This is a genomic window from Streptomyces sp. NPDC001832, from assembly GCF_040297265.1.
Classification (GTDB): Bacteria; Actinomycetota; Actinomycetes; order Streptomycetales; family Streptomycetaceae; genus Streptomyces.
This window is the reverse complement of the sequence record NZ_JBEOYU010000009.1, coordinates 79,191-105,068: the sequence shown is the minus strand read 5'-3', so window position 1 is coordinate 105,068 and position 25,878 is coordinate 79,191. Positions and strand designations below refer to the sequence as shown.

The 25,878-nt window shown below is 68.9% G+C and carries 22 protein-coding genes, 1 tRNA gene and 2 pseudogenes; 14 read left to right on the top strand and 11 right to left on the bottom strand.

Going from position 1 to position 25,878, the window contains the following annotated elements; translation table 11 throughout:
- Positions 1–5: 5 nt before the first annotated feature.
- Genes ABT115_RS10445 through ABT115_RS10425 form a run of 5 tightly spaced genes read right to left on the bottom strand, consistent with a single transcriptional unit; the run spans position 6 to position 5,274 of the window.
- Positions 6–1,370, bottom strand: coding sequence for an STM4012 family radical SAM protein (locus tag ABT115_RS10445; protein ID WP_351786426.1), 1,365 nt, complete (start codon positions 1,368–1,370; stop codon positions 6–8).
- Positions 1,367–2,182: an STM4013/SEN3800 family hydrolase gene (locus ABT115_RS10440; RefSeq protein ID WP_351786423.1), complete on the bottom strand. Its 816-nt coding sequence runs from the start codon at positions 2,180–2,182 to the stop codon at positions 1,367–1,369. The genes ABT115_RS10445 and ABT115_RS10440 overlap by 4 nt, the downstream gene beginning before the upstream one ends.
- A gap of 31 nt (positions 2,183–2,213) precedes the next feature.
- Positions 2,214–3,368 carry an STM4014 family protein gene (locus ABT115_RS10435; protein ID WP_351786421.1) on the bottom strand — a complete coding sequence of 385 codons (1,155 nt, stop codon included), beginning with the start codon at positions 3,366–3,368 and terminating at the stop codon, positions 2,214–2,216.
- Positions 3,349–4,311 (bottom strand): STM4015 family protein, encoded by a 963-nt coding sequence (locus tag ABT115_RS10430; protein ID WP_351786418.1) that lies wholly within the window; start codon positions 4,309–4,311, stop codon positions 3,349–3,351. Before ABT115_RS10430 ends, ABT115_RS10435 begins: the two co-directional genes overlap by 20 nt.
- 6 nt (positions 4,312–4,317) lie before the next feature.
- Positions 4,318–5,274: an STM4015 family protein gene (locus tag ABT115_RS10425; RefSeq protein ID WP_351786415.1), complete on the bottom strand. Its 957-nt coding sequence runs from the start codon at positions 5,272–5,274 to the stop codon at positions 4,318–4,320.
- A gap of 199 nt (positions 5,275–5,473) precedes the next feature.
- Here ABT115_RS10425 and ABT115_RS10420 point away from each other — a divergent pair, with 199 nt between their 5' ends.
- Both ABT115_RS10420 and ABT115_RS10415 read left to right on the top strand, forming a co-directional pair.
- Positions 5,474–5,800, top strand: coding sequence for a DUF8820 family protein (locus tag ABT115_RS10420; RefSeq protein WP_351786413.1), 327 nt, complete (start codon positions 5,474–5,476; stop codon positions 5,798–5,800).
- 108 nt (positions 5,801–5,908) lie between these two features.
- Entirely contained in the window at positions 5,909–6,910 is a 1,002-nt protein-coding gene (locus ABT115_RS10415; protein WP_351786411.1) for a DUF6745 domain-containing protein, read from the top strand.
- A gap of 76 nt (positions 6,911–6,986) precedes the next feature.
- Here the strand turns inward: ABT115_RS10415 and ABT115_RS10410 are convergent, their stop codons facing one another.
- Positions 6,987–7,598, bottom strand: coding sequence for a TetR/AcrR family transcriptional regulator (locus ABT115_RS10410; protein WP_351786408.1), 612 nt, complete (start codon positions 7,596–7,598; stop codon positions 6,987–6,989).
- Between the two features lie 391 nt (positions 7,599–7,989).
- On the opposite strand from ABT115_RS10410, the gene ABT115_RS10405 reads away from it, so the two are divergent.
- Positions 7,990–8,430 carry a PPOX class F420-dependent oxidoreductase gene (locus ABT115_RS10405; protein ID WP_351786406.1) on the top strand — a complete coding sequence of 147 codons (441 nt, stop codon included), beginning with the start codon at positions 7,990–7,992 and terminating at the stop codon, positions 8,428–8,430.
- 99 nt (positions 8,431–8,529) lie between these two features.
- The gene (locus ABT115_RS10400; RefSeq protein ID WP_351786403.1) at positions 8,530–9,771 is read left to right on the top strand and encodes an MBL fold metallo-hydrolase; all 1,242 of its coding nucleotides are present in this window, start codon (positions 8,530–8,532) and stop codon (positions 9,769–9,771) included.
- 316 nt (positions 9,772–10,087) lie between these two features.
- Here the strand turns inward: ABT115_RS10400 and ABT115_RS10395 are convergent, their stop codons facing one another.
- Positions 10,088–11,455 (bottom strand): HoxN/HupN/NixA family nickel/cobalt transporter, encoded by a 1,368-nt coding sequence (locus tag ABT115_RS10395; RefSeq protein WP_351786401.1) that lies wholly within the window; start codon positions 11,453–11,455, stop codon positions 10,088–10,090.
- 88 nt (positions 11,456–11,543) lie between these two features.
- Positions 11,544–14,939, bottom strand: coding sequence for an outer membrane protein assembly factor BamB family protein (locus tag ABT115_RS10390; RefSeq protein ID WP_351786398.1), 3,396 nt, complete (start codon positions 14,937–14,939; stop codon positions 11,544–11,546).
- Positions 14,940–15,519: 580 nt separating this feature from the next.
- Here ABT115_RS10390 and ABT115_RS10385 point away from each other — a divergent pair.
- The 6 genes from ABT115_RS10385 (at position 15,520) to ABT115_RS10360 (ending at position 21,326) form a co-directional block, all read left to right on the top strand.
- On the top strand, positions 15,520–16,806 hold the full coding sequence (locus ABT115_RS10385) for a vanadium-dependent haloperoxidase (RefSeq protein WP_351786396.1): 1,287 nt from the start codon (positions 15,520–15,522) through the stop codon (positions 16,804–16,806).
- Positions 16,807–17,177: 371 nt separating this feature from the next.
- Entirely contained in the window at positions 17,178–19,127 is a 1,950-nt protein-coding gene (locus ABT115_RS10380) for a sensor histidine kinase (RefSeq protein WP_351786393.1), read from the top strand.
- 7 nt (positions 19,128–19,134) lie between these two features.
- A complete protein-coding gene (locus tag ABT115_RS10375) occupies positions 19,135–19,569 on the top strand; it encodes a roadblock/LC7 domain-containing protein (protein ID WP_351786390.1) in 435 nt (144 codons plus the stop codon).
- 2 nt (positions 19,570–19,571) lie between these two features.
- On the top strand, positions 19,572–19,943 hold the full coding sequence (locus ABT115_RS10370) for a DUF742 domain-containing protein (protein WP_327271533.1): 372 nt from the start codon (positions 19,572–19,574) through the stop codon (positions 19,941–19,943).
- Between the two features lie 238 nt (positions 19,944–20,181).
- Positions 20,182–20,742 (top strand): GTP-binding protein, encoded by a 561-nt coding sequence (locus ABT115_RS10365; RefSeq protein ID WP_351786644.1) that lies wholly within the window; start codon positions 20,182–20,184, stop codon positions 20,740–20,742.
- Entirely contained in the window at positions 20,739–21,326 is a 588-nt protein-coding gene (locus ABT115_RS10360) for a GAF domain-containing protein (protein WP_351786387.1), read from the top strand. Before ABT115_RS10365 ends, ABT115_RS10360 begins: the two co-directional genes overlap by 4 nt.
- A gap of 202 nt (positions 21,327–21,528) precedes the next feature.
- Here the strand turns inward: ABT115_RS10360 and ABT115_RS10355 are convergent.
- A pseudogene (locus ABT115_RS10355) lies at positions 21,529–21,891 on the bottom strand (transketolase family protein); the annotation flags it as partial.
- 335 nt (positions 21,892–22,226) lie between these two features.
- Between ABT115_RS10355 and ABT115_RS10350 the strand changes: the two are divergent.
- Positions 22,227–22,300, top strand: a tRNA-Pro gene (locus tag ABT115_RS10350).
- Here ABT115_RS10350 and ABT115_RS10345 read toward each other — a convergent pair.
- Together ABT115_RS10345 and ABT115_RS10340 are read right to left on the bottom strand one after the other, a co-directional pair.
- Positions 22,282–22,724 (bottom strand): annotated as a pseudogene (locus ABT115_RS10345) (amidohydrolase family protein); the annotation flags it as partial. The gene ABT115_RS10350 and the pseudogene ABT115_RS10345 sit on opposite strands and share 19 nt — an antisense overlap.
- Positions 22,625–23,014 (bottom strand): N-terminal phage integrase SAM-like domain-containing protein, encoded by a 390-nt coding sequence (locus ABT115_RS10340; RefSeq protein ID WP_351786641.1) that lies wholly within the window; start codon positions 23,012–23,014, stop codon positions 22,625–22,627. The gene ABT115_RS10340 and the pseudogene ABT115_RS10345, both read right to left, overlap by 100 nt.
- Before the next feature lie 337 nt (positions 23,015–23,351).
- On the opposite strand from ABT115_RS10340, the gene ABT115_RS10335 reads away from it, so the two are divergent.
- From ABT115_RS10335 to ABT115_RS10325, 3 genes are read left to right on the top strand one after another with little or no spacing between them, the layout of a single operon-like run.
- Positions 23,352–24,185, top strand: a complete 834-nt coding sequence (locus tag ABT115_RS10335; RefSeq protein WP_351786385.1) for an ABC transporter substrate-binding protein — start codon at positions 23,352–23,354, stop codon at positions 24,183–24,185.
- On the top strand, positions 24,146–25,015 hold the full coding sequence (locus ABT115_RS10330; protein ID WP_502969060.1) for an amino acid ABC transporter permease: 870 nt from the start codon (positions 24,146–24,148) through the stop codon (positions 25,013–25,015). Before ABT115_RS10335 ends, ABT115_RS10330 begins: the two co-directional genes overlap by 40 nt.
- 59 nt (positions 25,016–25,074) lie before the next feature.
- Positions 25,075–25,827, top strand: coding sequence for an amino acid ABC transporter ATP-binding protein (locus ABT115_RS10325; RefSeq protein WP_351786380.1), 753 nt, complete (start codon positions 25,075–25,077; stop codon positions 25,825–25,827).
- Positions 25,828–25,878 lie beyond the last annotated feature (51 nt).

The window sequence follows — 25,878 nt, the reverse complement described above, 5'->3', positions numbered from 1 at the left end:
CACGCTCACTTCAGTTCGTACGCGGCCATCGCGGCTCGTACGTCGGGGGAGAAGAGTTCGGGGCCCAGCGCGTCGGAGTGGGCCAGGCCCTCGGGGGAGAGCCGCAGCAGGCCGGACGCCCCGGCCGCCGCGTCGAGCCAGCCGCGCGCCTCGAACCGGGCCAGTTCAGCGGGGAAGTCATCGGCCGGGGAGGTGCCGAACCGTTCCCGGTAGTCGGCCGGTTGCAGCCCCTCGGCCTGGAGGACCGACTGCAGGAGGTGGCGGCGGCGCGCCTCGTCGCCGTCGACGTACCGTCCGACCTCGGCGCGCGAGAAGTCCTCGGTCCCGGTGTAGCCGTCGATGATCGCCCGTACCTCACGCATCTCCACCGCATAGTCGAAGGAGTAGTGCAGCTTCGAGGTGTACGAACGGGCGCCGCACCCCAGGCCGATCATGCCGTCGGTCTGACAGGCGTAGTCGTCGGGGCTGTCCGTCCGCGGGGCGTCGGCGCGGCGGAACATCCGCATGGACACTTGCTCGTAGCCGTGGGCGAAGAGATGGTCCCGGCCCGAGCGGTACAGCCGCAGTCGCTGTTCGTCCCAGGCGGCATCCGCCGCCGCCTCGCCGTCGGCGCCGAGCCGCCCGAGACCGGTCAGCGGGCGGACATACAGCGGATAGAGATACACCTCCTCCGGCTGCCAGCCGAGCGCCGCGTCCAGCGAGGCGCGCCAGCTCTCCTCGGTCTGCCCGTCGATGCCGTAGATCAGGTCGATGTTCAGGATCGGGATGCGGGCATCACGTATCCGGTCCAGCGCCGCCTCCACATCGGCGCGGTGCTGCGGTCGCACAGCGGCACGCGCCTCGGCTTCCACGAAGCTCTGCACGCCGATGCTGATCCTGGTCGTCCCGCGGTCGGCGAGCACGGCCAGCCGGTCGGCCGTCGCGGTCGACGGCGACGTCTCGACCGACAGCGGAACGGACCGCAGATCGGCGCCCATCCGCTTCTCCGCGATGTCGCAGAGCCGCTCGAGCTCCGCCGCGGTCAGGAACGTGGGAGTGCCCCCGCCGAAAGCCGCCGCGGCGAAACGCACCGGCTCGTCGTCACCCAGCGCTTCGCGGACGGCGGTGGCCTGCCGGTCCAGAGCATCGAGATACCGGGTCGTCAGCTCGTCGGGAGCGCCGATCCGGGTGAAGAGATTACAGAAGCCGCAGCGGACCTCGCAGAACGGTATGTGGAGATAGAGCGAGAGCGCGTCCTTGCGCTCGGCCGCCCACAGCTCGCGCAATGCCGGCCGGTCGGCCAGGGGACGATAGGCGGTCTTGTGCGGATAGGCGTAGACATAGCTCTGGTACGGGCGGGAGGTCTGGGTGACAGTCGTGGTGCTGCTCATGGCGCGGTGGCCCCCGGTTCCAGGAAGAAGTGCGCGTACGGAACAGTCCAGACGGACTCGTGGCCGAGCCGGTGACCGGTGTAGCCGTCATCCCCGTACGCCGTTCCGTGGTCGGAGCAGACGATGGCGAAACACCGGCGGCGGCTGCTCGCGGTGGCGAAGAGCCGGCCGATGTGGGCGTCGACGTACTCCAGGGCGGCGGCATGGGTGGCACGGGAATCGCCTGCCTCGCGCGTGGCCCCTGACTGGTGGAACCAGTTGGGCTGGTGCAGGGCGGCCACATTGACGAAGAGGAACAGCCGCTGCCCGGCGGGGATTTCGGCGACGACCTGCTCGGCACGGGCGACCTGCGCCTCGAAGGAGGTCGGCGACGCAACACCGAACTCCGGCTCCCAGTGGCTCTCCTGGAACATGCCGGGCAGTACGGAACCGAGCGGCGCCTGCTTGTTGAAGAAGCCGACGCCGCCGATGCACACCGTGCGGTAGCCCGCATCGGCGAGGCCGGACAGCAGATCGGGCGTGTCGAAGACAAAGGTGCCCGAAGCGGTGGACTCACTGCCCGCGAAACGCGCAGCGAACAGCCGGGGGTGTGGCCCCTGGCCTGCCGGTGTGGGCAGGAATCCAGCGAAGATCGCCTGGTGGGAGGCGTAGGTGAAGCTGCCGGGCGCATGCCGCTTCTCCCAGACACCACCTGGCAGATGGCGCGCCAGATGCGGGATGCGTCCGGCGGCGGCGAGCTCCGCCGCCACGTCGTAGCGCAGCGTGTCGAGGGTGACGAGCAGCAGGTCGTGGCTGCCCACGATCTCGCTCATGTCGGGGTTCCGGGCGTCCGCGAAGGCGGTATCAGGGAGTGGCGGTTGCACGGTGGTTCCTTGTTCTGTTCAGTACGGCGGCGACCTGCGCCGCATAGGTGTCCAGGCCCTCGGCGCCGCTGCCGGGAAGTCCGGTCAGCCGTGGCAGCAGATCACCGAAGGCGTTGACCTCGCCGACGGCGAAGCGCCGCCAGCCGGTCGCGGGCAGCAGATCGACGCCCACGCACAGCGTGTCCGGGAAACAGGCCGCTGCCCGTTCGCACACGGCCAGAGCGTCGGCCCAGCTGCCGCCGGCGGCCTCGACGGCCGCACGGACGTCGTCGAGACTTCCGCGCTCGCCGCCGAGGTGAAGATTGGTCATGGGGGAGCGGCTGGTGCGCACGACGGCATGGGTGGCCCGGCCGGCCACCACCACGACCCGCAGATCCGCCGCCCGGCCGCGCTGAGCGGCCTTGGGCAGCCAGCGCTCGATGTGCAGCCCGTCCGGTGCGAGCGCGTCGACGATCGCTGCGACCTCCCGCTCTGTCGTACAGCGGCGCACTCGCAACGAGTTGAAGAGCCGGCCGGACGTGTCGCGCTCCACCGAAGTGGTCGCCCTGACCCTGCCGGGCCCGGCTGTCTCCACAGCCAGGACCCCCGAGGCGGACGAGCCGTGCGCCAGCTTCACAAAGGCCCGGGACATGCCCTGGGCGGCCATCCGGTCGCGTACGTCCGCCCAGTCACGCACCACGGGGGCCGCGGCTCCCGAGGTCGGCGACGCGGGTACGGGCACTTTGGCGCCGTCCAGCACGGCATGGCAGAGCCGCTTGTCGAACAGCACCGCGACATCGCCGGGGTCGTCGAGGAGAACGGCACCGGAAGCGGCTGCAGCTCGTGCCACTGCCCGTACGGCGGAGATGAACCGGGTGTACCACAGGGCGGTGCCCTCGACTCTGGCCGGATCGCCGACTGCCCGGAGCAGCCGTTCCACCTCAGCGTCCTCACCGGGCGAGTCCATCCGCACGGTCTCGCCCGGATGGAACGCGGCCTCGCCGCGCAGGACGTGCAGCCAGGGCACGACCCGCGCGGGCGGCAGCCCGGCGGCGCGCACCGCGTCCTGGAAGAGTGCGACCCGGCGGTTGCCGGGCACACCCACGACGGCGAAGCGCGGCACCGGGCCGGTTGTGCTATTCGCTGACGGCGACATAGCGGTCGTCGTCCTCTTCCGGATCCCAGTACTCGACCTCATCGATCTCGCCGTTCACCCGGTCGGCACCGAGCAGATTCCTGAGGCGGTCCACCAACGCGTCACTGATGTAGTGATGGTGCAGATCCAGCGCGGTCAGGTGGGTGAGAGGCTGGCCCGAGAGCAGCGCCTGGGCGCCCTCGTCGCCCAGGGTCCCCATCGCGAGGGAGAGCGACTCCAGCTGGGCGACCACCGGGGCGGAAGCGACCGCCGCCGCGATCTCGTCCTGGATCTCGCTGTTCTGCAGCCCCAGATGACGCAGGGCCGGGAACGACGCACCGGACAGCAGCGGTGTCAGGTCCTCGACCGTCGTGTCCCCGCCGTACTCGGTGACGCCGAGCCAGAGTTCGAGGTGTTCCAGCGCGGGCAGCTCCGACGCTCCGATCGCCCGCACGATCCCGGACGGTAGTCCGCCCGACTCGAACCGCAGCTTCTTGAGCGACGTGTGCCGGACCGGCCGCAGATCGAGCGTCGTCCCGATCCGCTCTCCGCACCCGCGTACCGTCAGCTCCTCCAGCTGCCCGAACGCCTCGATCACCGGGGTGATGTCGGACATGACGAGCCACGACAGCTCACGCTCCTCGCTGACGACATCGGCGAGGAAGAGCGCCCGAAGGGCGGGGAAGCGGTCCGCGTGACCGGCCAGCAGCTCGACGACGGGAGCGAGCGACTCGTCGCTGTTCCACCAGGGACCGATCAGGAGCGCCCGTACCCGCGAAGTGTCGACCGTGTCGAGAAAGTGCTGCCACAGTGCGGCGAACGTCAGATCGCCCTGCCAGGCGCTCTCCAGCCGCCACGCGACCGAATCGGCGGCCGGGAGAGGGGCGGTGCGCGACTCGTCCGGTCCCGGCAGGTTCAGGACGGGCAGGGCGTGAAAGGTCTCCGGGTGTTCGACGTCAGTCATCGCGCATCACTCCGAAATCGCGGTGTAGCGGCCTTCGGCACCGAGACCGTCCCAGGGCTCCTCGCGCTCCGACACATCGACCTGCACCCCATGGGGTTCCAGCGCCTGAGTGATCCGGCGCTCCATCGGCTCGGTCAAGAAGTGGTGGTGCAGATCGAGCCGTTCGAGATGGGTGAGCGGCTGGCCGTCCAGCAGCGCCGCCGCGCCCTCGTCGCCCAGCGTGCCGTGCGACAGGTCGAGGACGCGCAGCTGGGCGACGACCGGGGCACCCGCGACGGCCGTCGCGATCTCGTTCTGCACCTCGCTGTTGCGCAGACCGAGGTGGTGGAGCAGGGGGAAGCGGGAGCCGGAGAGCAGCGGCGCCAGGTCCGCCACATCGGCGTCGCCCCCGTACGCGGAGACGCCGAGCCAGAGATCGAGCCGCTCCAGCGCGGGCAGTTCGCTGTCCAGAATGCCGCGTATCACACCGGCCGGCAGGCCGCCGGTCTCGATGGTCAGCGAACGCAGCCTCTCGTGCTTCGCGGGAGAGAACACCAGATCCGTACCGCCGCGCACGCCCAGCTCCAGCAGCCCGGGAAACGCGGTCAGCAGCGCGGTCACGTCGGACTGCTCGATCCAGGAGATCTCGCACTCCTCCGGGGTGATGTCGCCGACGAAGACGGCCTCCAGCGAGGTCAGCCGGTCGGCCGCGGCGATGACCAGGTCGATCGGGTAGGACGAGGTCTCCTCGTACGACTCGCCCCACTGACCGATGATCAGCGCTCGCACACCGGCCGGGTCGACCGCCGTCAGGAACGCCTGGAAAGCCTCTTCCCAGGTCATTTCGCACTCGTCATTGTACGGATCGACCGAGATGCGCCAGGCCGCCGCATCGACGGCCTGCACCGGCGCTTTCTTCGTCGCGTGCTGGAAGTCGACGGCGGGAAGGCCGAGCAACTCGTGCAGATGGTCCACACCGGACATGACCCTGAGCTCCTGGTACTGGGGGACGGCTGATGTCCGCAAGGTTTATCAAGCCGCACTGACAGCGGCGTGACCGGGGACCGTCCGTGACATGTCCACCGACGCCCGTGGGAGCGACCGCGGATCGATTGTCAGACCCTCCCCGTAGCGTCTTCTTCGTGGCCGGCACAGCGGGTGCGGCCATCGAGGGGAGACGTCTGTGTACCGGCAGGGCGATGTACTGATCGTGTCGTTGGAGGAGTCGGCGGTGCCCACGCATCTCGTGGACGCGCCGGGTGAACCGAGGGACGGCCGGGGACGGATGATCCTCGCGCTGGGCGAGGTCACCGGCCACGCCCATGCGGTTCAGGGCCCGGGCCGGCTGATGCGCGAGGCGGGTGCCTTCGGACCGATGCTGCTCCATCTCCCCGAAGGCGGGCGGGTGGTGCATGAGGAGCACGCGGCGATACCGCTGTCGAAGGGCTGGTACCGAGTGGTGCGCCAGCGGGAGTACGCGCCGGGGGCGGTCCGCATCGTCGCGGACTGACGCCGCCGGGCCCACCCGGGCAGCAGAGGACCAGTGAGGCGGACCAGAGATCCGACGCACGCAAACACAGAACACCGAACGACACGGAATCAGGGGACGGAAAAACCGATGCAGTACGTGGACTCATGGCGGGCCGTGGCAGCGGCGACCGGCGCGGCCGACCGGTCCGCGGCCGAGGACGGGCTGCGGCTCGCCTACCGCAGCGCAGGACTCGCCGAGCCGGAGCGGATCGTCTGGGTCGACTCGCCCAGGGCCGCGGTGGAGGCCGTGGACAAGCTCGTCGACGCCGGGCGCTCGGTGCGCGACGAGGTACGGACGCGGCCCTGGGCCCAGGAGCGTCGCCGGATGTACGACGAACTGGGCCCGGCGGGCTGGTCCGCGCTGTGGTCCGCCACGGGCGCACAGCTCTGGGAGACCACCGCGGCACTGGCCGATCGGATCAGGGTCGGTGTCGTTGCGGACCTCGCCGAGCACCCCGAGGACGAGTCCGATGTCCGGCTGGTGCTGCTCGACGCGGTCCTGGGCCAGCACGACGCGGCCTGGCTCGCCGCTTTCGACGGCCGGGGCGACCGGCTGGACGGCCTGGCCGAGGTGGCCAGGCACGCGGGCTGGTGGTGGCCCTACGAGCGCGTCGTGGTGATCAGCGAGCGCCCGGAAGTGCTCCACCGGGACGAGGCGGGCCGGCTGGACCGCGGGGACGGCCCGGCGCTCGCCTACCGCGACGGTTTCGCGCTCCACGCCTGGCGGGGCATGCCCGTGCCCGCCGAGTTCCTGGAAGAGCTGAACTCCCTTACTCCGAAGCGGATACGCGAGGAGGAGAACGCGGAACTGCGCCGCGTGATGCTGGAGTTCTACGGCTACGACCGCTACCTCACCGAATCCGGTGCCGAGCCGGTCCACCGCGACGAGACGGGGGTCCTCTGGCGCATCGCGATGGACGGCGACGAGGACGTGGTCATGGTCGAGGTGGTCAACTCCACCCCGGAGCCGGACGGCACACACCGCGTCTACTGGCTGCGGGTGCCGCCGAGCACCAGGACCGCGAAGGACGGTGTGGCGTGGACCTTCGGACTTCAGGGCGACGCGTACGCACCGGTGCGCCAGACCTGACCGCCGTCGGCCGTCCGGACGCGCGGCCGGACCACCGCTCGGACCACCGCCCGGACGGCCGTCGGGGCGGGCGGGATCAGGCCGTCAGCGCCGCACGGTCGATGCCGAGTTCGCGGGCGAGGGCCTCATCGGTCCAGGCCAGCATCGTGGCCCGGGAGAGCGGACCGGCGTACGACGTCATCTGCACGGCCAAGCCGTCCAGCAGGGCGGTCAGCCGACAGGCCACGGACATCGGGTCGTCGCAGTGGAACTCACCGGCGGCGGCGCCCTCTTCGATGACCTCGGCCAGCTCCGCCTTCCACCGCTGGTCGAGATCGCCGGCCACATTGCGCAGCGCCGGGTCGCGCAGCGAGGCCGCCCAGCCCTCGATCCACAGCCGCCAGCCCTTGGCCTGGCCCGTCGGGGCGTACCAGCGGACGGCGGCGCGCAGCCGTAGTACCGCACTGATGCGGCGGCTCAGCAGCTTGCGCAAATGGGCGAGGTCGGCCTCGGCGGCATGCGCGAACGCGGCTGCGACCAGCTTCTCCTTGGTCGAGAAGTGGTAGAGCACGAGCGCATTGCTCACACCGAGCACGGCGGCCACGTCGGAGATCCGTACTGCTGCGACCCCCCGCACCTCGATCTGTTCGACGGCAGCGCGCAGGAGCTCCTCGCGCCGTTCCGCTACGCTCAACCGCACTCTTGCCACCGCGTCACCTTAACGAATGCGCAGGGCCCGGGCAGGCCGGGGGCGGAGCCGCGCAGGGCCCCGCCCCCTGTTCACCCGACGCCTGCGGCGCCGGCCTGCACCGCCAGCACCAGATGTCGGCGCAGCCCGGGGGTGGTCAGGGCCAGGGACAGGGCGCGGGCGAGCGCCTCAGGGTGTCGGCATGGGCGCCGTGGCCGCCGCACGCCCGCGTCGGTTTACTGAATCGCCGGTCAGTATCGGGAGCGGGGAGCAACCCTGTCAATGCGCCAGTGGCCGGACGGGACTTTCGTAACCCGCCCGACCAGTGGCCTGCGGGCGCTCCACCTCGCACTGGTCACGTGAGTGTGGCCGAATGCGGAATCCTGTGGCGGGCATGGGCGTTGGATTCGGCATGACGGGATTCGACGCACAGCAGGACGCGCTGCTCGGGCTGCTCGGCGAGGTGAGCGGCGGCGTACTTGTGACGCTCAAGCGGGACGGCAGGCCGCAACTGTCCAATGTCAATCACTTCTACTACCCCGATGAGCGCATCGTCCGCGTCTCGATCACCGAGGACCGGGCGAAGACGAAGAACCTCCGCCGCGACCCGCGGGCGAGCTATCACGTCACCAGCGCGGACCGCTGGGCGTGGACGGTCGTGGACGGCGCGGCCGAGCTGACCCCTGTCGCCGCCGATCCACACGACGCGACGGTGGAGGAGCTGATCACGTTCTACCGCGATGTCCAGGGCGAACACCCCGACTGGGACGACTACCGCAGTGCGATGGTCCGGGACCGCCGCCTGGTGCTGCGGCTGCGCATCGAGCACACGTACGGGCAGCCGCGTGGCTGACGGAGCGCGGTCCGGCGATCAGTCCGTCAGGCGTTCCGCTCTCGCACTGTCGTACCTCTCGACCATAATGAGACGACACCGACTCCCTCAGGAGATGATGTGACCGGCGCTGACCCCTTGCCTCCGCTCCGCACCCGGCTGCGTTCGCTTCGCCCCGCAGCATTCGGTGCAGATCCGGGCGGCGCCCGCATGGAGCGCATCCGCCGCTCGCCCAACTTCGCGGACGGCGTCTTCCAGAACCCGGCGGGGGCGCGGACCAGGCCGTCCGGATCCACCTTGGAGTTCGCGAAGGTCTACTTCCGCAAGGAGGGGCGGGCACGCAGGGCGCCGCTCGGCGCCGTGCCCGTCCACCCCACCACCTACGCCGACCTCGCCGAGCCGCCCGCCACCGGGCTGCGGCTCACCTGGATGGGCCATTCCAGTGTGCTTGCCGAGATCGACGGCCGACGGGTGCTCTTCGACCCGGTGTGGGGCGAGCGCTGTTCGCCCTTCACCTTCGCCGGGCCCAAGCGGCTGCACCCCGTGCCGCTGCCGCTCGCCGCCGTGGGGCCCGTCGACGCGGTGGTGATCTCCCACGACCACTACGACCACCTCGATCTGCCGACGATCCATGCCCTCGCGGGCACGGACACGGTGTTCGCCGTCCCGCTCGGTGTCGGCGCCCATCTGGAGCGGTGGGGCGTGTCAGCCGACCGGATGCGCGAACTGGACTGGAACGAGACCACGAAGATCGCCGGCATCAGCCTGACCGCCACCCCGGCCAGGCACTTCTGCGGCCGCGGCTTGCGTAACCAGCAGCACACGCTCTGGGCGTCCTGGGCCGTCGCGGGACCCGAGCACCGGATCTACCACAGCGGTGACACCGGCTATTTCCCGGGCTTCAAGGACATCGGCGTCGAACATGGCCCGTTCGACGCGACGATGATCCAGATCGGCGCGTACTCCGAGTACTGGCCCAAGAACCAGACGGACTGTAGGCCACTCCCCGGTGCGTGGCCCGACATACATATGACGCCCGCTCAGGGGATCCAGGCGCACCTTGACCTGCAAGGGGGCAAGCCGTACGGCGTCATGATGCCTATCCACTGGGGCACCTTCACCCTCTCCGTGCACCCGTGGGCAGAGCCCGGCGAGTGGACTAAGGATGCCGCAGAGGAAGCCGAGCAGCCAGCCGCATTTCCCCGGCCGGGCGAGCCCTTCGAACCCGCGGGAACGCTTCCCCTCGATCCCTGGTGGCGGTCCGTGGCTGTCCCGATTGCACACCCCTGGCGCCGCATCGAGGCAACGGACGTTACTCAGGGTCAGGACAATCGCGATCTTGATCTCGCAGGTGAGCGGTGACTCGAGGCAGGGATGAAAGCCTGAACGCGATGACGCAGTAATTCGCCAAGTTGACGGTGGCCGAACAAAAGCAGGCGATTCAGGCGCTCGACGGTCCCCGTCGACGGGGGAGGGCTGCTGAGGCACGGCAGTACATCCCACTGCCCACTTCACGAAAGCCATCCGGCATCCAAGTCGAGACGCGGATCGTCAAGTCCTGACACCGAGGCCCCACCCTTCCGCCCAAAACGGCGGGGTGGGGCTTCCGTATCTCAAACGAGGGCGAGCACGATTGTGCTCTTGTTGAGCTGATCCACCACGGGTTACGGGACAGCCCTTAGGGGGCCAGGAGACGTCCTGCGGCAAGTACGGTGGACAAGCCGCCACCGACAACTACGGCCGAGGCACCCACAACTGGTGCCCGTTGGGTCCAGGCGCGTAGCTTGGCCGAGTTGGAGGCGCGGGTCAGCAGCGCGTCGCGTCCCCGGAGCACCATCAGACCGACGCCGGTCAGGGTCAGCGCCATTCCGCATCCGAACGCCGCCACCATCAGCAGCGCGGCCCAGACCTGGCCGGTCAGCAGCCCGGTGAGCAGGACGAGGAACGCCGACGGCGAAGGGAGCAGACCGCCGGAGGTGCCGAGCAGCACAAGGCCGCGCCAGCTGAGCAGCGATGTGTCGGGGAGAGCGTGGGAGTGGCTGTGGCCGTGCCCATGGCTGTGTGTGTGACCGTGCCGGTGGTCGTGGCTGTGGCCGTGGCTGTGGCCGTGCGAATGGTCATGGCCGTGGTGGTGGCTGTGGCCATGGGAGTGGCCTCGGTTGCCCAGATGGCGCCGGAGCAGGCCCACCCCGACGCCCACCACGACCAGGGCTGCGATCAGCTGCAGCCAGCCCGTCAGTGCCGCGATGTCCGGGGCGCTCTCCGCGGCGAGCCAGAATCCGACGGCGAGCACGGCGACGGACGCGGTGTGCATCACGGCGACGATGACGCCCAGCGACACCGCGTCCCGCGGCCTCCCCCGGCCGCCCACCAGGAAGCCGGCCGCGAGCGTCTTCCCGTGTCCCGGGGCGCAGGCGTGAAAGGCTCCCACCGCAGCAGCGACGAGAAGCGCCAGGGGCAGTACGACTCGGTGTTCCAGCAGTGCGGAAAGGTCCGTGGTCCAGAGGCTGAATGCCCCCTGCGAACCGGCCGTCGAGGCTGAGTTGCCGCTCCCGGACGAGCCGAGTGCGAGTGTACGGGTCGGCTCAGTTGCCGTGTGCAGACCGCCGTCGCCCGACTCCGTGACGGAGATCGTGCGGTACTTCGGGTCGACGTCGTTCAGTGCGGTGACGGTCATGGCGACCTCGGCCACCGGATCCGGGCAGACGTAGCGGAGGCGGGCGCCGTCGTCGACGAGGCGTGCGGTGTCCGCGTGGTTCAGCGGGCAGGACCGGCCGTTCTGGCTCAGCCGGATGTGCGACCCGAGGTACTGCGCCTCGGACGTGCCGGCCGCGTCGGACGCCTTGCGGAGGACGGCCAGGTCGTCCTCCGCGGCCGACCAGATGACGTCGACCGTCTTCCCGTCGGCCGTGATCCTGGCGACCGGAGGCGAACCGAAGGGGTGCGCGTCCGCCGTGCCCGCGGGACCGAGCAGCGCCAGCGTCGTGAACACGCCGACGAGAAGAAGGCGGGCCGCCTGGGAGCAGGCGTGGCTGAGGGTGTGCACAGTGGTGTTCCGATCAGGAGTGCCCTGCGGGCTGCCTCCCCTGGGCGGGGAGGCAGCTCACAGGGCGAGAGGGATTACCGGTGGCCGGTCAGCTCTGGCGAGGCTTACGGGCCGCCATGGCGTGGACCGACCCGTCGTCGGTGAGGGCGATCACCCAGTCACCGCTGACGGACAGCGCCGAAGCCACTCCACCGCCGAGGTCGTACTCGGTGAGCAGTTCGCCGGTGGCGCGGTCCAGGACGAGCAGACGCCCGTCCCACGTGCCTGCGTACAGCAGGTCCTCGGTCACCACGGCGTGCATCGCCGGGGATCCGGGCCCCTCGGTGCAGCCGGCTGCCACCCGCCACTTGTCGTCCATGGGGCTTTCCCCGGGCAGGTAGCCGACGGGGGTCTCCCACAGCGGCTTGCTCGGGTCGGCCGCACTGGTGTCATACGCGCGGATGACACCGTCACGACCCGCGACGTAGGCGATCTCGCCCCAGACAGCGGGGCTCGTCAGCGGAGCCTTGCCGGGCTCGCAGGTCCAGGGGTCGTTCGCTGCGGACTTCCACAAGACCTTGCCGGTTGTGAGGTCGTGCCCGCGGACACCGCTCTGGGTCGCCGTCACCAGCTGCGGGTCACCGCTCGCCGGATCGGTGAGGATCGGTGAGGAGTGGCTGTCGATGCCGCCGTCGGTGTCCTGAACCCACAGCTGTTTGCAGGTCGCGAGGTCCATGGCGACCAGTGTGTTGCTGGAGCCCGTCTGCAGATAGGCGGTGTTGGAGCCGGGCCGGCGGACCGCCGTGCTGTGGAACTGGCCCCAGGAAGCCGCTCCGCTGAAGCCGCCGAGCAGGTCTCCGCTGTTGGCATCACGGCACTGGATCCTGTTCCAGTTCTGGTAGACGGCGACGGTGCCGTCCTCGTCCTCGAGGTCGAAGACACTGACCGGACCGCCGGCCCGGCCGTATCGGCGCACGGTGTCGCCGTGCTGCTCCTCGTCCTCGATCGTCTGCCAGACGACGTGGCCGTCCTCGGCGTCGAGGGCGTAGATCCGGCCGACGCCGGTGGTCAGGTAGACCTTGCCGTCGTGGAGGGTGGGCGCCGACTCGGCGTCGCCGTCCAGGTAGGTGCGCCAGATCTCGCGGCCGGTGTTGATGTCGTAGGCGAGCATCATGCTGTACGGGGAGTCGAACGCCCGCGAGGAGACGATCACCTTGTCACCGGCGATCACCGACCCGTTGAGGTTGAACTGCTCACCGGTGTTCGCGGCCCACCGCAGGTCGAGCTCGGCACCCGGATTGTCCGCGCTCGCGGAGCGTCCTGCCTCGTCGCGACCCTGACGGGTCCAGTCCTGGCCACTCTCGGGCTTGGCCAGCTGGCTGTCAGGCACCACCTGGAACGTGTTCCCGATGGTGGGCCACGCCTCGCCCTTGGTGTCGACGGCGGTCATCTCCGCCTTGTACGTCCCCGGGCCCAGACCGTTGATGGTGCTGCTGACCCGAGTCCAGGAGGTCCGGGCGTCCGGACAGGGCTCCTGCTTGCCGTCGGGCGCGATATAGCAGTTCTCGATGCCCGTCCGGTCCTCGCTGGAGCCGAACTTCAGTTCACCCTCCTGCCACACCGTACGGCCGCGGTTGTCGCGGACGGTGAGGGAGGCGGTGTCCGGGGTGCGGCCGTCGTCCTCGGCGTACAGCTCGACCGGGATCTTGGCGCTGGTCGGGTAGACGCTGCCCTGTCCGGGGCTGACCAGCGCGGCATCGTCATCGACGTTGAACTGCCGGTGCGTTCCCATCACATAGCCGGTGTCCTCGTTCTGCTTGGTACTCGGGTCGTCGGTGATGGCCGAGAAATCGAGGATCTTGTAGTCCGGGTGGGAGCCGTCGATGCCGTACGTGCCCTGGTTGTTGATCTCAACCGAGCGGTCGAAGGCGCCACGGCGGTACTCGGCCTGCTGGTTGTGACCGGCGGCGAACATCCGTACGTCGTACTTCGACAGCTCGTCAATGGTCGGCTGCATGCCGGCGCCAGGTCCCCACTGCGTGAACAGGGACCGGTGCGCGAAGACGAGCACCTGCTTGCCCACGGCGTGGCGCTTGAGGTCCTCCTGCAGCCACTCCAGCTGCGGCTTCAGACCGCTGGAGTCGTAGTTGTCCTCAAGAACGACGATGTGACGGCCGTTGCGGTCGAAGCTGTACCACTCCGGGCCCATGTTCCGGCGCCAGTACTCCATGCTGCCGGCATAGCCCTTGGAGTCGGCGGCGCCGCCGAAGTCGTGGTTGCCCATCACCGGGTAGAAGGGCATGCCGAGCTCGCCTTTGGCCAGGCCTTGGCGCAGCATGTCGTAGCCGCCCTGCCGGCGGGGCTCGTCGGCGTAGTCGGTGACCGTCAGGTCGCCGGTCGAGATCACCATCGACGCGCCGTCGACCTCGGACATCGCGTCGACCTGGCCGGTCCACTCCGGCGGCGTGCCGTGCGCTGCGGCGCCCGAGACGTTGGACACCTCGGGGTCGGAGTCCATGATCCACTTCTCAGTGGGGTTCGCGGCGTTCGCGTCCCGCACGAGGGCGAAGTCGATACCGGTGCGCGGACCGCTCTCGGGCACCCGGTGGAAGTACTGCGGGACGTAGTCCTCCCGCAGGACAGGGGTGTAGCCGTCGGGAGAGACAATGTTGACGAGATCGGTCTCCCGGCGGGTCAGGTCCATCTGGAGGGTGTACGAGCCGTCGGCGCCGGTCGTCGTCCAGACGGAGCCGTCGGTGACATCGACGCCGGGCATGGGGTCCTCGCCCGCGTCCCGTACGCCGTTGGCGTTGTCATCCTTGAAGACCGTGCCCTGGACCGACACCAAGTCAGCGGTCGTCGCCGCGTCGGCGGCGAACGCCGTACCGGTCGGCACCAGGCCCGCCACCACGGCGACACCGGCCGCGACCAGCTGTTTACGACGATTGCCGCCCAGCTGACGCTGCGGGTCCTGGAGCCCCGAGCGGCTCCGGAGCGCCCGGCGAACGGCCAGCAGCGCGACGATGGCGACGGCCGTTCCGAGCGCCATGGGGCCCCACGGGAAGCCGGGGGCCTCATGGGCGCCCGACGCATCGACGATCGGGGTGGCGGCGGTCGCGTCGACCGTGTTGCCGTCGAACTCGACGACGGCCTGGGTCAGTCCGCCCTCCTTCAGCATCGCGCTGAGGTCGAGCTGGTCGACATGGCAGCCCCACGCCAGCTCGACGACCACACCGCCGGGGACTCCGCCGCTGTCGCCCGCGACGCCGGAGCCGGTGGCCGGGCAGGAAGCGGACAGAAGACGCGACGACCAGGCGCCGGCCTTCTCGGGCGTCACCACGTCGCGGTGAACGATGAGACGTCCGCTGGTGACGTTCTCCTTGGTGGAGACGACGAGTTCGGCGTGCTGCGGCGACACATGCGCGAACGCGGGCTGGGCACCGAAGCCCAGGACGAGGAACAGCAGGGTAAGACTGGCTCTCGCTGCTGCGCGTATTGGTTTCATGTGCAGCAAGCGTGGAGGCTGAACAAGTTCAGCAGCGAAACACGAAGCGAAGGTTCCGCTCCTCAAGATCAAACAGGCTGTACAGAAGTCTGCGGCGAGCAGCGCGGAGTTGCGGCATCGAACGGGCACCCGCAGGCTTTAACTGGCAAGCGACCTGATGACACAAAGAGGTGATCAGGTTGCAGAATTATTCGCGCCCGTCAGCCCTCCGAAGCTTCGGTGTGGATGCGGTGCCGCCTCACGGGCGGGTATCCCGCTGAGCCCAGTCGCGATTCTCTAACGACCTGCCCCAGCAGCAGGAATCAGGCAGACGGGAACTTTCCTCGCATCCCAGTCGAACTCCGGGGCAGTTGCCCGGAGTACTTCTTTGCGGCACGCGCTGCGGACTCCCCCCTCGATCCGCGGTGTCCGCTGACCGACCGGTCCGCAGTGGCCCAGTGGTCGAAGTGCAAGAGGCTGTCGGATGGCCTCCGATCGGAAAGCGTGTGTGCCAGGGCGTGACCGCCCGATCAGAGGTCACGACAGCCACTAAGACCACCGGTTGCCACAGCCCGCCACCAGCGATAAGGAGCCACAAGACATGGGTGGAAAGCAGAAGACACTCGCCGTACTGATCGGAACCGCGCTGGCAGCCGGACTCACCAGCCCGGCCTTCGGGTCCACCGTCACAGCCGTTGCTCACTCGCCGACCCCGCGCGCCGCCACCCCAGGGACCGGGATGTCGGTCGTGGAGTGGAACCGCGAGCTCATCACCATCCTGAGCGATCCGAAGGTCCAACCGTCCACCGTCCACCCCACGCGCAGCTTCGCGCTCCTCCAGGCCGCCGAGTACAACGCGGTGGTATCGATCACCCGGGCCGAACCAGCCTACTTGTTCTACGTGTCGGCGCCGAAAGGCGCCCGTGCGGATGCCGCAGCGAACCAGGCAGCCCACGATGTACTGGTCGCCCTGTACCCGGCCAAGCGCGCAAGCGTGGACCAGCGGCTGAGCAGCCAGTTGTCCGCGATTCCCAACGGCTCCGGCAAGCAGGCGGGCATTCGCGTGGGAGCCGCGGTCGCCCGCAGACTGATCAGCCTGCGGTCCGATGACGGGTCCGCGGCCCAGCCGCCGCGGTTCATCCCCGGCACCATGGCCGGTGACTACCGGCCCACGCCACCCGACTTCCCCACACCGGCGTTCACCAACTGGGGCTCGGTCAAGCCGTTCGTGCTGGCCGCCGGAAGCCAGTTCCGCCCGGCAGCGCCGCCGGCCGCGAGCACCGCCGCGTACGCCACCGCCTTGAACGAGGTCAAGAGCCTGGGGAGCAGGACCAGTACCACCCGCACTCCCGATCAGACCGCGGCCGGGAAGTTCTGGGCGGCAGCGCCCGTCTGGAACGTCTGGAACCAGGTCGCGCAGGACCTTGTGATCTCCCAGAACGCAAGCCTGGAGAAGGCGGTGAAGGTCTTCGCCCGGCTCGACCTGTCCCTCGCCGACACCGCGATCGCGATGTACGACGCCAAGTACGCCTACCGGGTATGGCGGCCCGTGACAGCCATACGGCTCGGTGGTACGCACTACAACCCGCGCATCGTCGGTGATCCTAACTGGACCCCTCTGCTGCCGACCGCCCCGGATCCGTCCTACCCCGGCGCTCACGGCGCTCTCAGCCAGGCGGCGGCAACGACGCTCGCCGGGTTCTACGGTGCGCAGCACCATCTCGCGGTGACGTCGAAGGGCGTCACCCGAACCTTCGCCGGCTTCCAGGACGCGGCCACCGAAGCGTGGCTCAGCCGGATCTGGTCCGGCCAGCACACCTCCGTAGACAACCGTGCAGGCCAACAACTCGGCACGCAAGTGGCCGATTACGTGGCACGCCGCCTCTGACCGCCCGCACCTGCCGCGTCAACGCGCCACATGACGGTGGCCAGGAGCCGGCTGTACCCGGCGTATCGGGTACAGCCGGCTCCTGCCACGCTCGGAGAAAATGTAGGCCGTTCGGGTGTCCGCCGACCAGGTGTCGATGCGGCGTAATCGGTCTTTCGTGCGAGTGGTCCTGCCGGAGCAGGACGGATGGCGGGCAAGTTCGACAACTGCACGTCGCACATGAGTGATTGGCGACTACTGTGTGTGCCCGGTGATTAACGGTGGGTTCATGTCTTTCGAGCCTGCCCGACCGATGAAACGAGCCTGACCGACCACCGTAGGTGCCACCGCATGAACGCCGATTCCTGGTGCCCCACGTACCGAGGACACTGATGTCTCAACTTCGCGCACCCGAAGCGCGACCGGAACGCCGAGAGGGCGGACGGCACGGCCGACCGGGTGCCCGTTCCCACTCGGCCACGGCCAGGCCGCGCGCCGCACAGCCGCCGTCCCTCGAGGCGCGAATGCGCCCCCAAATCCTGCGCGCCGCGGTGCTGCCGACCGTCGCCGCAGTGCTGAGCGGAGCCGCAGCGGTCATCTTCACCGTCCGCTCCACCGGAGCCCGGCCATCCGCCGAGCTGTGGACCGCACTGGGCGGGGCCGGCGTACTGGCTGTCACCGCCGTGCTGGCCGCGTACGTCGCCGCCAATCGCGTCGCCACCACGATCCTCGGCCGCTGTCTGGCGCTCCGCCGCGCCAGCGCACAGGGCCAGGCCGAACTCCGGCGGGTGGTGGAACAGCTCCGCAACGGCAAACCCGTGCCCGCGCGGAGGCCCGCGCCTCCCGCCGCGCCCGGCAGTGACGCCTTCGATCTGCTCGCGCAGGAACTCGGCCGTCAGCAGGAAGTCGCCGTGGCCGCGGTCGTGCAGGCCTTCCGGCTCTCCGACCACACCGGCGAGGAACAGAAAGTCGAGGTCTTCGTCAATCTCGCCCGTCGGCTGCAGTCGCTCGTACACCGTGAGATCCAGCTGCTCGACGAACTGGAGCACGAGGTCGAGGACCCCGATCTGCTCAAGGGCCTCTTCCATGTCGACCATCTGGCCACCCGAATCCGCAGGCACGCCGAGAACCTCGCCGTCCTCGGTGGCGCCGTCTCCCGGCGCCAGTGGAGCAACCCGGTCACGATGACGGAGGTGCTGCGTTCGGCGATTGCCGAGGTCGAGCAGTATCCGCGGGTCAAACTGGTACCGCCGATCGATGGCACGCTGCGCGGACACGCCGTCGCCGATGTGATTCATCTGCTGGCCGAACTCGTGGAGAACGCCACCGTGTTCTCCGCCCCGCACACCCAAGTCCTGCTCCGTGCCCAGCAGGTCACCGCCGGACTGGCCCTGGAGGTCGAGGACCGCGGCCTGGGCATGCCGGGCAACGAGCAGAAGCGGATGAACGCCCTGCTCGCCAACCCCGACCAGGTCAATGTGGCTCATCTCCTCCAGGACGGCCGGATCGGCCTGTTCGTCGTCGCGTCACTCGCACAACGGCACGGCATCGCGGTCCAGCTGCAGCGCAACATCTACGGAGGCACTCAGGCCGTACTCGTTCTCCCACAGTCCCTGCTGGGCGTGGACGGGGACGCACCGGCCGAGGCCGACGCGGCTCCGGCACCACCCCCGGGTCCCGCACACCGTCCGCCGGCCGAGGACGACACCGGAAGCCCCCGCAAGCCGAACCCGAGCCTGCATCCCGGGCCGGGATCCGGTCCGCGCCTGTCACCGGGCCCCCAGGCGAGTGCCAATCGGCAGCCGTACGTGCCCACTCAACCGCTCCGCCTGCATCAACCACCCCAGCGGGCGCGACGCGACGGCGAAGCCCCACCACTCCCACTGCGCGCCGAGCGCCTCGACCGGCACACCCCGGCCGTGGCGCGCCCCGGAAACCCGCGCACGGACGACGCCACCGCGGCGCTCCCATCCGAACCCGGACTCGTGCGCGGCGCCATGGGCAGGCCACAACTCCCCAGGCGTGCCAACCAGGAGCATCTGGTTCCGCAGCTCAGGGAGGCACCTGCCCCGCGCACCGAGGACGAACAAGCCCTGCATGACCCGGGACTCATGGCAGCCTTCCGGCGGGGCACCGAACTTGCGGAGGCCCGTAGCGAATCCGAGGCGGACACCGTCCGGGGAGCGGACACGAGCCTCGAAACGGCGGCCCCGCAGACCTGGCAGCCCCAGACTTCGCCCGGACCACTGCCGGTCCGTGGACTCAACGCGTCCGTCGCCCCGCATTACCCGGCCCCGGCCCCCGCCGCCGGCCCCCTCGAAGCGAACACCCCCAAGGAGTAGATGCACCATGGCGACCGATATGCCGTCCAGTCAGGTCTCGGACCTCGACTGGCTGCTGAGCGGACTGGTCCAGCGCGTGCCGTACACACGCAGCGCAGTCCTTCTCTCCGCCGACGGGCTGGTGAAATCCCTCCACGGCATGGACACCGACAGCGCCGACCACATGGCGGCGCTGGCTGCCGGCCTGTACTCGCTCGGCCGCAGTGCCGGCGCACGCTTCGGCGACAGCGGCGACGTACGACAGGTGGTGGTCGAGCTCGACTCGACGCTGCTCTTCGTCTCCACCGCCGGGTCGGGCACCTGCCTCGCCGTACTCGCCGGCCGCGAGGCGGACGCGGCGGTGCTCGGCTACGAGATGACCATGCTGGTCAAGAGCGTCCGGCCCTATCTGCTGACTCCGGCGAGACGAGTGGCCGGGACACCGAGCGCCACGGGGCTGTGAGGGTGTCGGTTCCGCAGGACGGGCCGTTGCTCGACGACGCGGCGGGTCGGCTCATCCGCCCGTACACCGTGAGCAACGGCCGTACCCGTCCAACGACCGTGCTCGACCTGCTCTCCCTGGTGATGGCCACCGGGACCGAGCCGCAGATCCATCTCGGTCCCGAGCACTCCGTCGCGTTGGGGCTGTGCGGCGGCCCCACCTCGGTGGCCGAGATCGCCGCCCATCTGCGGCTGCCCGCAGTCGTCACCAAGGTGCTCGTCTCCGACCTGGTGGACTGCGGGGCAGTCACCGCGCACCCGCCCGCCTTTCATGACATGCCCACCGACCGATCTCTGCTGGAGGCAGTGCTCGATGGCTTACGACGACAGCTCTGACGGCTTCGTCAGCTCCGCCGCGTACGAGAACAGCGCAAGCTCCGAAGACTTCGGAAGCCACGCAAGGCATGGCCATCCGGAAGGCTACGGCGACGCCCATGGCGCTTATGACCCCGGCGATACCTACAGCTCCGGTGGAACTTACTGCTCCGGTGGCAGCCATGACGCCGGTGGAGCCGCTGGATCCGGTGGAGCCTATGACTCCGGTGGCTCCGAAGGCTTTCCCGTCGCGCTCAAAGTGCTGGTGGCAGGCGGGTTCGGCGTCGGCAAGACGACCTTCGTCGGCGCGGTCAGCGAAATTGCACCGCTGAGCACGGAAGAGCTGCTGTCCCAGGTCAGCGCCGCCACCGACAGCCTCGACGGCATCGAGTCCAAGACCTCCACCACCGTGGCGATGGACTTCGGCCGCATCACGCTCGATGAGCAGCACATGCTCTATCTGTTCGGCACCCCCGGCCAGGAACGCTTCTGGTTCATGTGGGACGAGCTCTCCCAGGGAGCGCTGGGGGCGGTCGTGATAGCGGACACCCGCAGGCTCGCGGAGTGCTTCGCCGCCGTCGACTTCTTCGAGCGGCGCGGTATCGGATTCATCGTCGCGGTGAACGAGTTCGACGGTGCCTACCGCTACGCGCCCGAGGAGGTACGGGCCGCGCTCGACCTGGGGCCGGACGTGCCGGTCGTGCTCTGCGACGCCCGGATCGCCAGTTCCGGCACCGGGACATTGGTCACACTGGTCCAGCACCTGATCAACGCCGCCTCCGCCCCGGCCCCGTTGTCCGGCTTCGGAGCCCGCCCGTGACGCGGCATGCCGACGGCCGAATGCTGCTCACGCCTGTCGACCGCGACGCCCTCGTCCGTACCCAGCGGCTACGGACCCTGGGCCTCGGAGAACGTGCCGATGCCTCGTTCGACAACTTCGACGCCTTCGCCGACCGGGTGGCTGAAGTGGCCGATGTGCCCTTCTCGATAGTCAACTTCATTGATGGCAACCGGCAGTTCTACGCCGGACTGCACACCCCGGCCGGCATGCACAAGGGCTCGGACCTGGGCGCCGCGGCCGCGGGCAGCGGCCTCGGCGGCCGGTATGTTGCCCTCGACCGCGGCTACTGTCCGCATGTCGTCGTACGCCGCAAGGCGCTCGTCCTGGAGGACGTCTGCGACTACCCACGATTCGCTGGGAATCCTGTAGTCGACGAAATAGGCATCCGCTCCTACCTCGGCGCGCCCATCATCGACCGCACGGGCATCACTCTGGGCGCCGTCTGCGCGGTCGACACCGTGCCTCGCCCGTGGGGCAGGGCAGGGCTCGACACGATCAAGGCCCTGGCGCAGGAGCTCGTCGGGCACATCCATCGGCGGGAGGACAACAGCATCGGGATCTGACCGCGGGCCCGGCGGCGCAGTCCGCGAACAGACACTGGCCCGCGATCAGGCTTCGACCAGGACGTGACTTCGACGTGATCAGGCCTCGACCGTCGACTGTGAGAGTGGTTGCCCCGGCCCAGAGGGCAACCGCCCCGGTCATCGGCGGAGGAACGCGCCGATTCGCTCACGCAGCCCCGCACCGCGGTGAACCCGGTCAAACCAGGAGCGCGACATCGCCCGGTGACATATGGGTGAAGCCGCTGGCGGGCCGGTCGCACGAGCCTTCGGCACCCACCAGCACCCCGCCCACACCCTGATGGCCGAAGTCCAGCTTCACCTGCTCGAACGGCCGCTCCACCAGAAAGCTGGCGAAGGTGTGCACGATCGGCCGCAGCCCGGTGAGCGCCAGCCCGGCGCCTGCACCGATCAGCAGCTGTTCCCTGATTCCGACATTGATGACCCGGTCCGGATGGGCCCGCTGGGCCCGGTCGAAGCCGTCCCGGCTGATCTCGGCCAGCACCAGAGCGAGGCGCGGATTCTCGTCCAGCAGTTGCGACGTGGTCGAGATGAAGCGGTCACGCATCGTGTCCGTGTCCCTTGAAGAGCAGGAACCGGTCGTGGTCGGGTGCGTCGACGGTGCTGGGCGCGTCACCCGCAGAACGCGGTCGTACAGCGCCCAGAGGGCATCCAGTGTGGAGGTCACGGCGGGGCCGTGCTTCTCGTCCCCGTCATCAGGCTCATGAGCTGGTTCATGTGGTGGTAGTCGCCTGTCGGCGCAGCAGTCGTGTTCGTCATGAACCGAGCAGAACATCAAGTTTGGTTGAGGTAAAGCCGGTATAGGTGTTCGTGACCACCCGTCGAAGTGCGGTATTGTTCTCATGTGCGTCCGGCCAGGGAAACCCCAGGTCAGGCGGGCATCGGGACGTGGCGCAGCTTGGTAGCGCACTTGACTGGGGGTCAAGGGGTCGCAGGTTCAAATCCTGTCGTCCCGACAGTGATGTCGGAAGTTTCCGCAGGTCAGGGGCTCTCTTTGGAGGGCCCCTGATGCGTTGGGAGAGCGGGCTGGGAGCCCTCTTTGCCCGGGTTCTGCAGACCTACGGATGTCCCGGTCGAGGACCACCAGGTCGGCGAGGTGGCCCGACCGCAGGGTACCGGCGTCGTCCGTGCCGTTGACGTGGGCCGACCCCGCTGTGTAGGAGGTGACGGCGGTGGCGAGGTCGAGCGCCGCTGGTCGGGCAGGAAGACCCGGCCGTCGGTTGCCCCGGGCTGCATCCGGTTGACGGCGACATGGATTCCGGCGAGCGGGTCGGGGCTGCTCACGGACCAGTCGCTGCCTGCCGCGAGCGTCGCGCCGGCTCGCAGCAGGCAGCCGAAGGGGTACTGCCAGGCCGCGCGCTCGGGGCCCAGGTAAGGGATGTGCCGCGGCCGGCGGTGAGCTGGCTGTTGGCGAAGGCCAAGATATGCCGGTGGGCGAGCTGGTCGAGCTTGAGGGTGCCGAACGCGGGGATGAGGTCGTTGCGGACGTAGTCCCGGTACCGGGCGATCGTGGTCGGCTTCAGTACCAGGGCTTTCGTTGCCAGCCAGACGTCCAGGTAGCCGGCGACGGTCTGATTCGGGTCCGCGTCGAACCCGCCGGCCTCACCCTCGAGGAACCTGAGCGGCGCAGTTTCGGCAGAGTCCTGGCTGGCGAAACCACCTCGGCGCACCGTCGTCCGGCGACGGTCTGGGGCGGGGACGTCGACGGCGAAGTTCCAGGTTCTGTGTGCTGTCGGTGAGGGGGTGAGGACAGTAGGCACCGATCTGGTGACGGTGGGTGTCCCTGCAGCTGCAGCGGCGGTAGAAAACCATCTGGACTTTCACTCGGGGCTACGGCAGGGTGGCCAAACCCACACGCTCTGAGACGCGGACCACACCTCCGGCTCGTCCGGTCCCTGTCTGAATCAGGCCCTTCGCGCGCAGCAGTTCGTCCGGCTTGTGCCCGGTTCGATACCCCGTCACAGCCCACTCGTCCCTCCATCTTGCGACACGGGAAGCCCAGTGAAGATGTACGGAAGACTGATCTACCGCTCCGCACCCCTTGCCATCGCCCTCACCGCAAGCCTCGCGCTGGTTACCACCGGCTGCAGCACCGAAAGCAACGGAACGACTCGGGCGGACGGGGTGAAACTGGTCAAGGCCGGTACGCTGACCACCTGTACCCACCTGCCGTACCCCCCCTTCCAGTTGGAGAAGGACGGCAAGGTCGTCGGCTTCGACGTCGCCATGATCGACCTGGTCGCGAAGGATCTGGGAGTCAAGCAGCAGATCGTCGACAAGTCCTTCGAGACGATCAAGACCGGTGCCGATCTCAACGCCGGCATCTGCGACGTGGCCGCGGCCGGCATGACCATCACCGACGAGCGCAAGCAGAACATCGACTTCTCCTCCCCCTACTTCGAGGCCGACCAGGCGCTGCTGACCCGCAAGGGGGTGAGCGCCAAGACAATGGCGGACATCAAGAGCAAGAAGATCAAGATGGGTTCGCAATCGGCAACCACGGGTGAGAGCAAGGCCCGTGAGGAGGGTCTCGACCCGACGTCGTTCGAGAGCTCCGACGCTGAGCTCAACGGACTGCGCACGGGGCAGGTCGACGTGATCATCCAGGACTACCCGGTCGTCCAGACGTGGCTCAAGGACCCGGCCAATGCAGCCAAGTTCGAACTCGCCGACTTGGTCCACACCGGCGAGCAATACGGCTTCGCTGTCAAGAAGAACGGCAACCCGCAGTTGCTGAAGGCCATCAACAAGGCCCTTGAGAAGGCCAATTCCGATGGCACGTACAAGAAACTCTACGAGCAGTGGATCGGCCCCATGCCCGAGGGAGCGGACGGAAAGTGAGGGTGACCCGGACTCCGGCCGATGAGGCCTCCGCCGTTGCCGAGCCGCCGCGCCGCCGCCGCAAGATCATCCGGAGTGCACAGTACGTGGTGCTCACCGCAGCCCTGACGCTCGTCGTCGTACTGGCCGACTGGCAGCGGCTGCAGCACCAGTTCCTGGAACCGTCCGTGGCTTCCCGGATGTTTCCGGACCTGATCACGATCGCCCTGACCAACACGGTGGTGTACACACTCGCCGGTTTCGGAGTCGGGCTGGTTCTCGGCCTGGTCGTCGCGCTGATGCGGCTCTCCTCCGTGGCGCCCTACCGGTGGATCGCCGCCACGTACGTCGAGATCTTCCGCGGGCTGCCTGCTTTGCTCATTTTCATCTTCATCGGGGTCGGTGTCCCGCTGGCCTTCCCGGGTATGGCCATCCCGGGCGGGGCCTACGGTCAAGTCGCCATCGCGCTGGGCCTGGTCGCCGGCGCCTACATGGCCGAGACCATCAGGGCAGGCATCCAGGCCGTACCCCGTGGTCAGATGGAGGCGGCGCGAACCCTGGGCATGTCGTACGGGCAGGCTATGCGCTCGATCGTCATCCCGCAGGCCTTCAGGATCATCGTTCCTCCGCTCACCAACGAGCTGGTCCTGCTCTTCAAGGACTCCTCGCTCGTACTGTTCCTCGGCGTCTCTTTGGAAACCCGTGAACTTACCAAGTTCGGACGGGACTTGGCCGGTGAGACCGCCAACACGACACCGATCTTCGTCGCCGGGCTGTGCTACCTGCTCATCACGATCCCACTCGGATACGTCGTACGCCGCCTCGAAGCCCGTTACGCAAAGGCGAGGTGAACCATGACCCCCGTCGGCACCCATGACGCCCCCACGACGCGAAAGGAAGAGGCGCCGAGATGACCGCGGCCATCGAGATCCAGGGACTGCACAAATCGTTCGGCGACCTTCATGTGCTGCGTGGGGTCGACTTCACTGTCGCAGCGGGTGAGGTGGTCTGTGTCATCGGCCCCTCGGGCTCGGGCAAATCGACATTGCTCCGCTGTGCCAACCTTCTGGAGCGGCCTACGGCCGGCCGCGTGGTTCTCGCCGGCACGGATGTCACCGACCCGGAGGTGGACATCGACCTCGTACGCCGTCGGATCGGCATGGTCTTCCAGCAGTTCAACCTCTTCGCCCACCTGAACGTGCTGGAAAATCTCACGATCGCCCAGCGACGCGTGCTGGGCCGCGGCAAGGAGGAAGCCGCCCGGGTGGCCCGCCAGAACCTCGCCCGGGTCGGCCTCGCCGACAAGGAGGACAGCTACCCCGCGCAACTCTCCGGCGGACAACAGCAGCGCGTGGCCATCGCACGCGCCCTGTCGATGGGGCCCGAGTTGATGCTCTTCGACGAGCCGACCAGCGCCCTCGATCCCGAACTTGTCGGCGACGTACTGGCCGTGATGCGATCGCTCGCCGACGAGGGCATGACCATGATGGTCGTCACCCATGAGATGGGCTTCGCCCGCGAGGTCGCTGACCGCGTGGTCTTCATGGACGACGGCGTCGTGGTCGAGGCAGGACCGCCGAACGAGGTTCTCATCCATCCCAAGCACGCGCGCACCCGTTCCTTCCTGGCACGGGTCGTCCACCCCACCGACGTCGAAACGTAGCCGCTGCGTCGGCGAAGACCTCCCGCCTGCCGGGAATAGCGTCGACTCGGA

Excerpts from the sequence above, each read along its gene's own strand:
- ABT115_RS10445 (WP_351786426.1), bottom strand. The coding sequence starts at position 1,370 with ATGAGCAGCACCACGACTGTCACCCAGACCTCCCGCCCGTACCAGAGC.
- ABT115_RS10440 (WP_351786423.1), bottom strand. The coding sequence starts at position 2,182 with ATGAGCGAGATCGTGGGCAGCCACGACCTGCTGCTCGTCACCCTCGAC.
- ABT115_RS10435 (WP_351786421.1), bottom strand. The coding sequence starts at position 3,368 with ATGTCGCCGTCAGCGAATAGCACAACCGGCCCGGTGCCGCGCTTCGCC.
- ABT115_RS10430 (WP_351786418.1), bottom strand. The coding sequence starts at position 4,311 with ATGACTGACGTCGAACACCCGGAGACCTTTCACGCCCTGCCCGTCCTG.
- ABT115_RS10425 (WP_351786415.1), bottom strand. The coding sequence starts at position 5,274 with ATGTCCGGTGTGGACCATCTGCACGAGTTGCTCGGCCTTCCCGCCGTC.
- ABT115_RS10415 (WP_351786411.1), top strand. The coding sequence starts at position 5,909 with ATGCAGTACGTGGACTCATGGCGGGCCGTGGCAGCGGCGACCGGCGCG.
- ABT115_RS10405 (WP_351786406.1), top strand. The coding sequence starts at position 7,990 with ATGACGGGATTCGACGCACAGCAGGACGCGCTGCTCGGGCTGCTCGGC.
- ABT115_RS10390 (WP_351786398.1), bottom strand. The coding sequence starts at position 14,939 with ATGAAACCAATACGCGCAGCAGCGAGAGCCAGTCTTACCCTGCTGTTC.
- ABT115_RS10385 (WP_351786396.1), top strand. The coding sequence starts at position 15,520 with ATGGGTGGAAAGCAGAAGACACTCGCCGTACTGATCGGAACCGCGCTG.
- ABT115_RS10380 (WP_351786393.1), top strand. The coding sequence starts at position 17,178 with ATGTCTCAACTTCGCGCACCCGAAGCGCGACCGGAACGCCGAGAGGGC.
- ABT115_RS10375 (WP_351786390.1), top strand. The coding sequence starts at position 19,135 with ATGGCGACCGATATGCCGTCCAGTCAGGTCTCGGACCTCGACTGGCTG.
- ABT115_RS10335 (WP_351786385.1), top strand. The coding sequence starts at position 23,352 with ATGTACGGAAGACTGATCTACCGCTCCGCACCCCTTGCCATCGCCCTC.
- ABT115_RS10325 (WP_351786380.1), top strand. The coding sequence starts at position 25,075 with ATGACCGCGGCCATCGAGATCCAGGGACTGCACAAATCGTTCGGCGAC.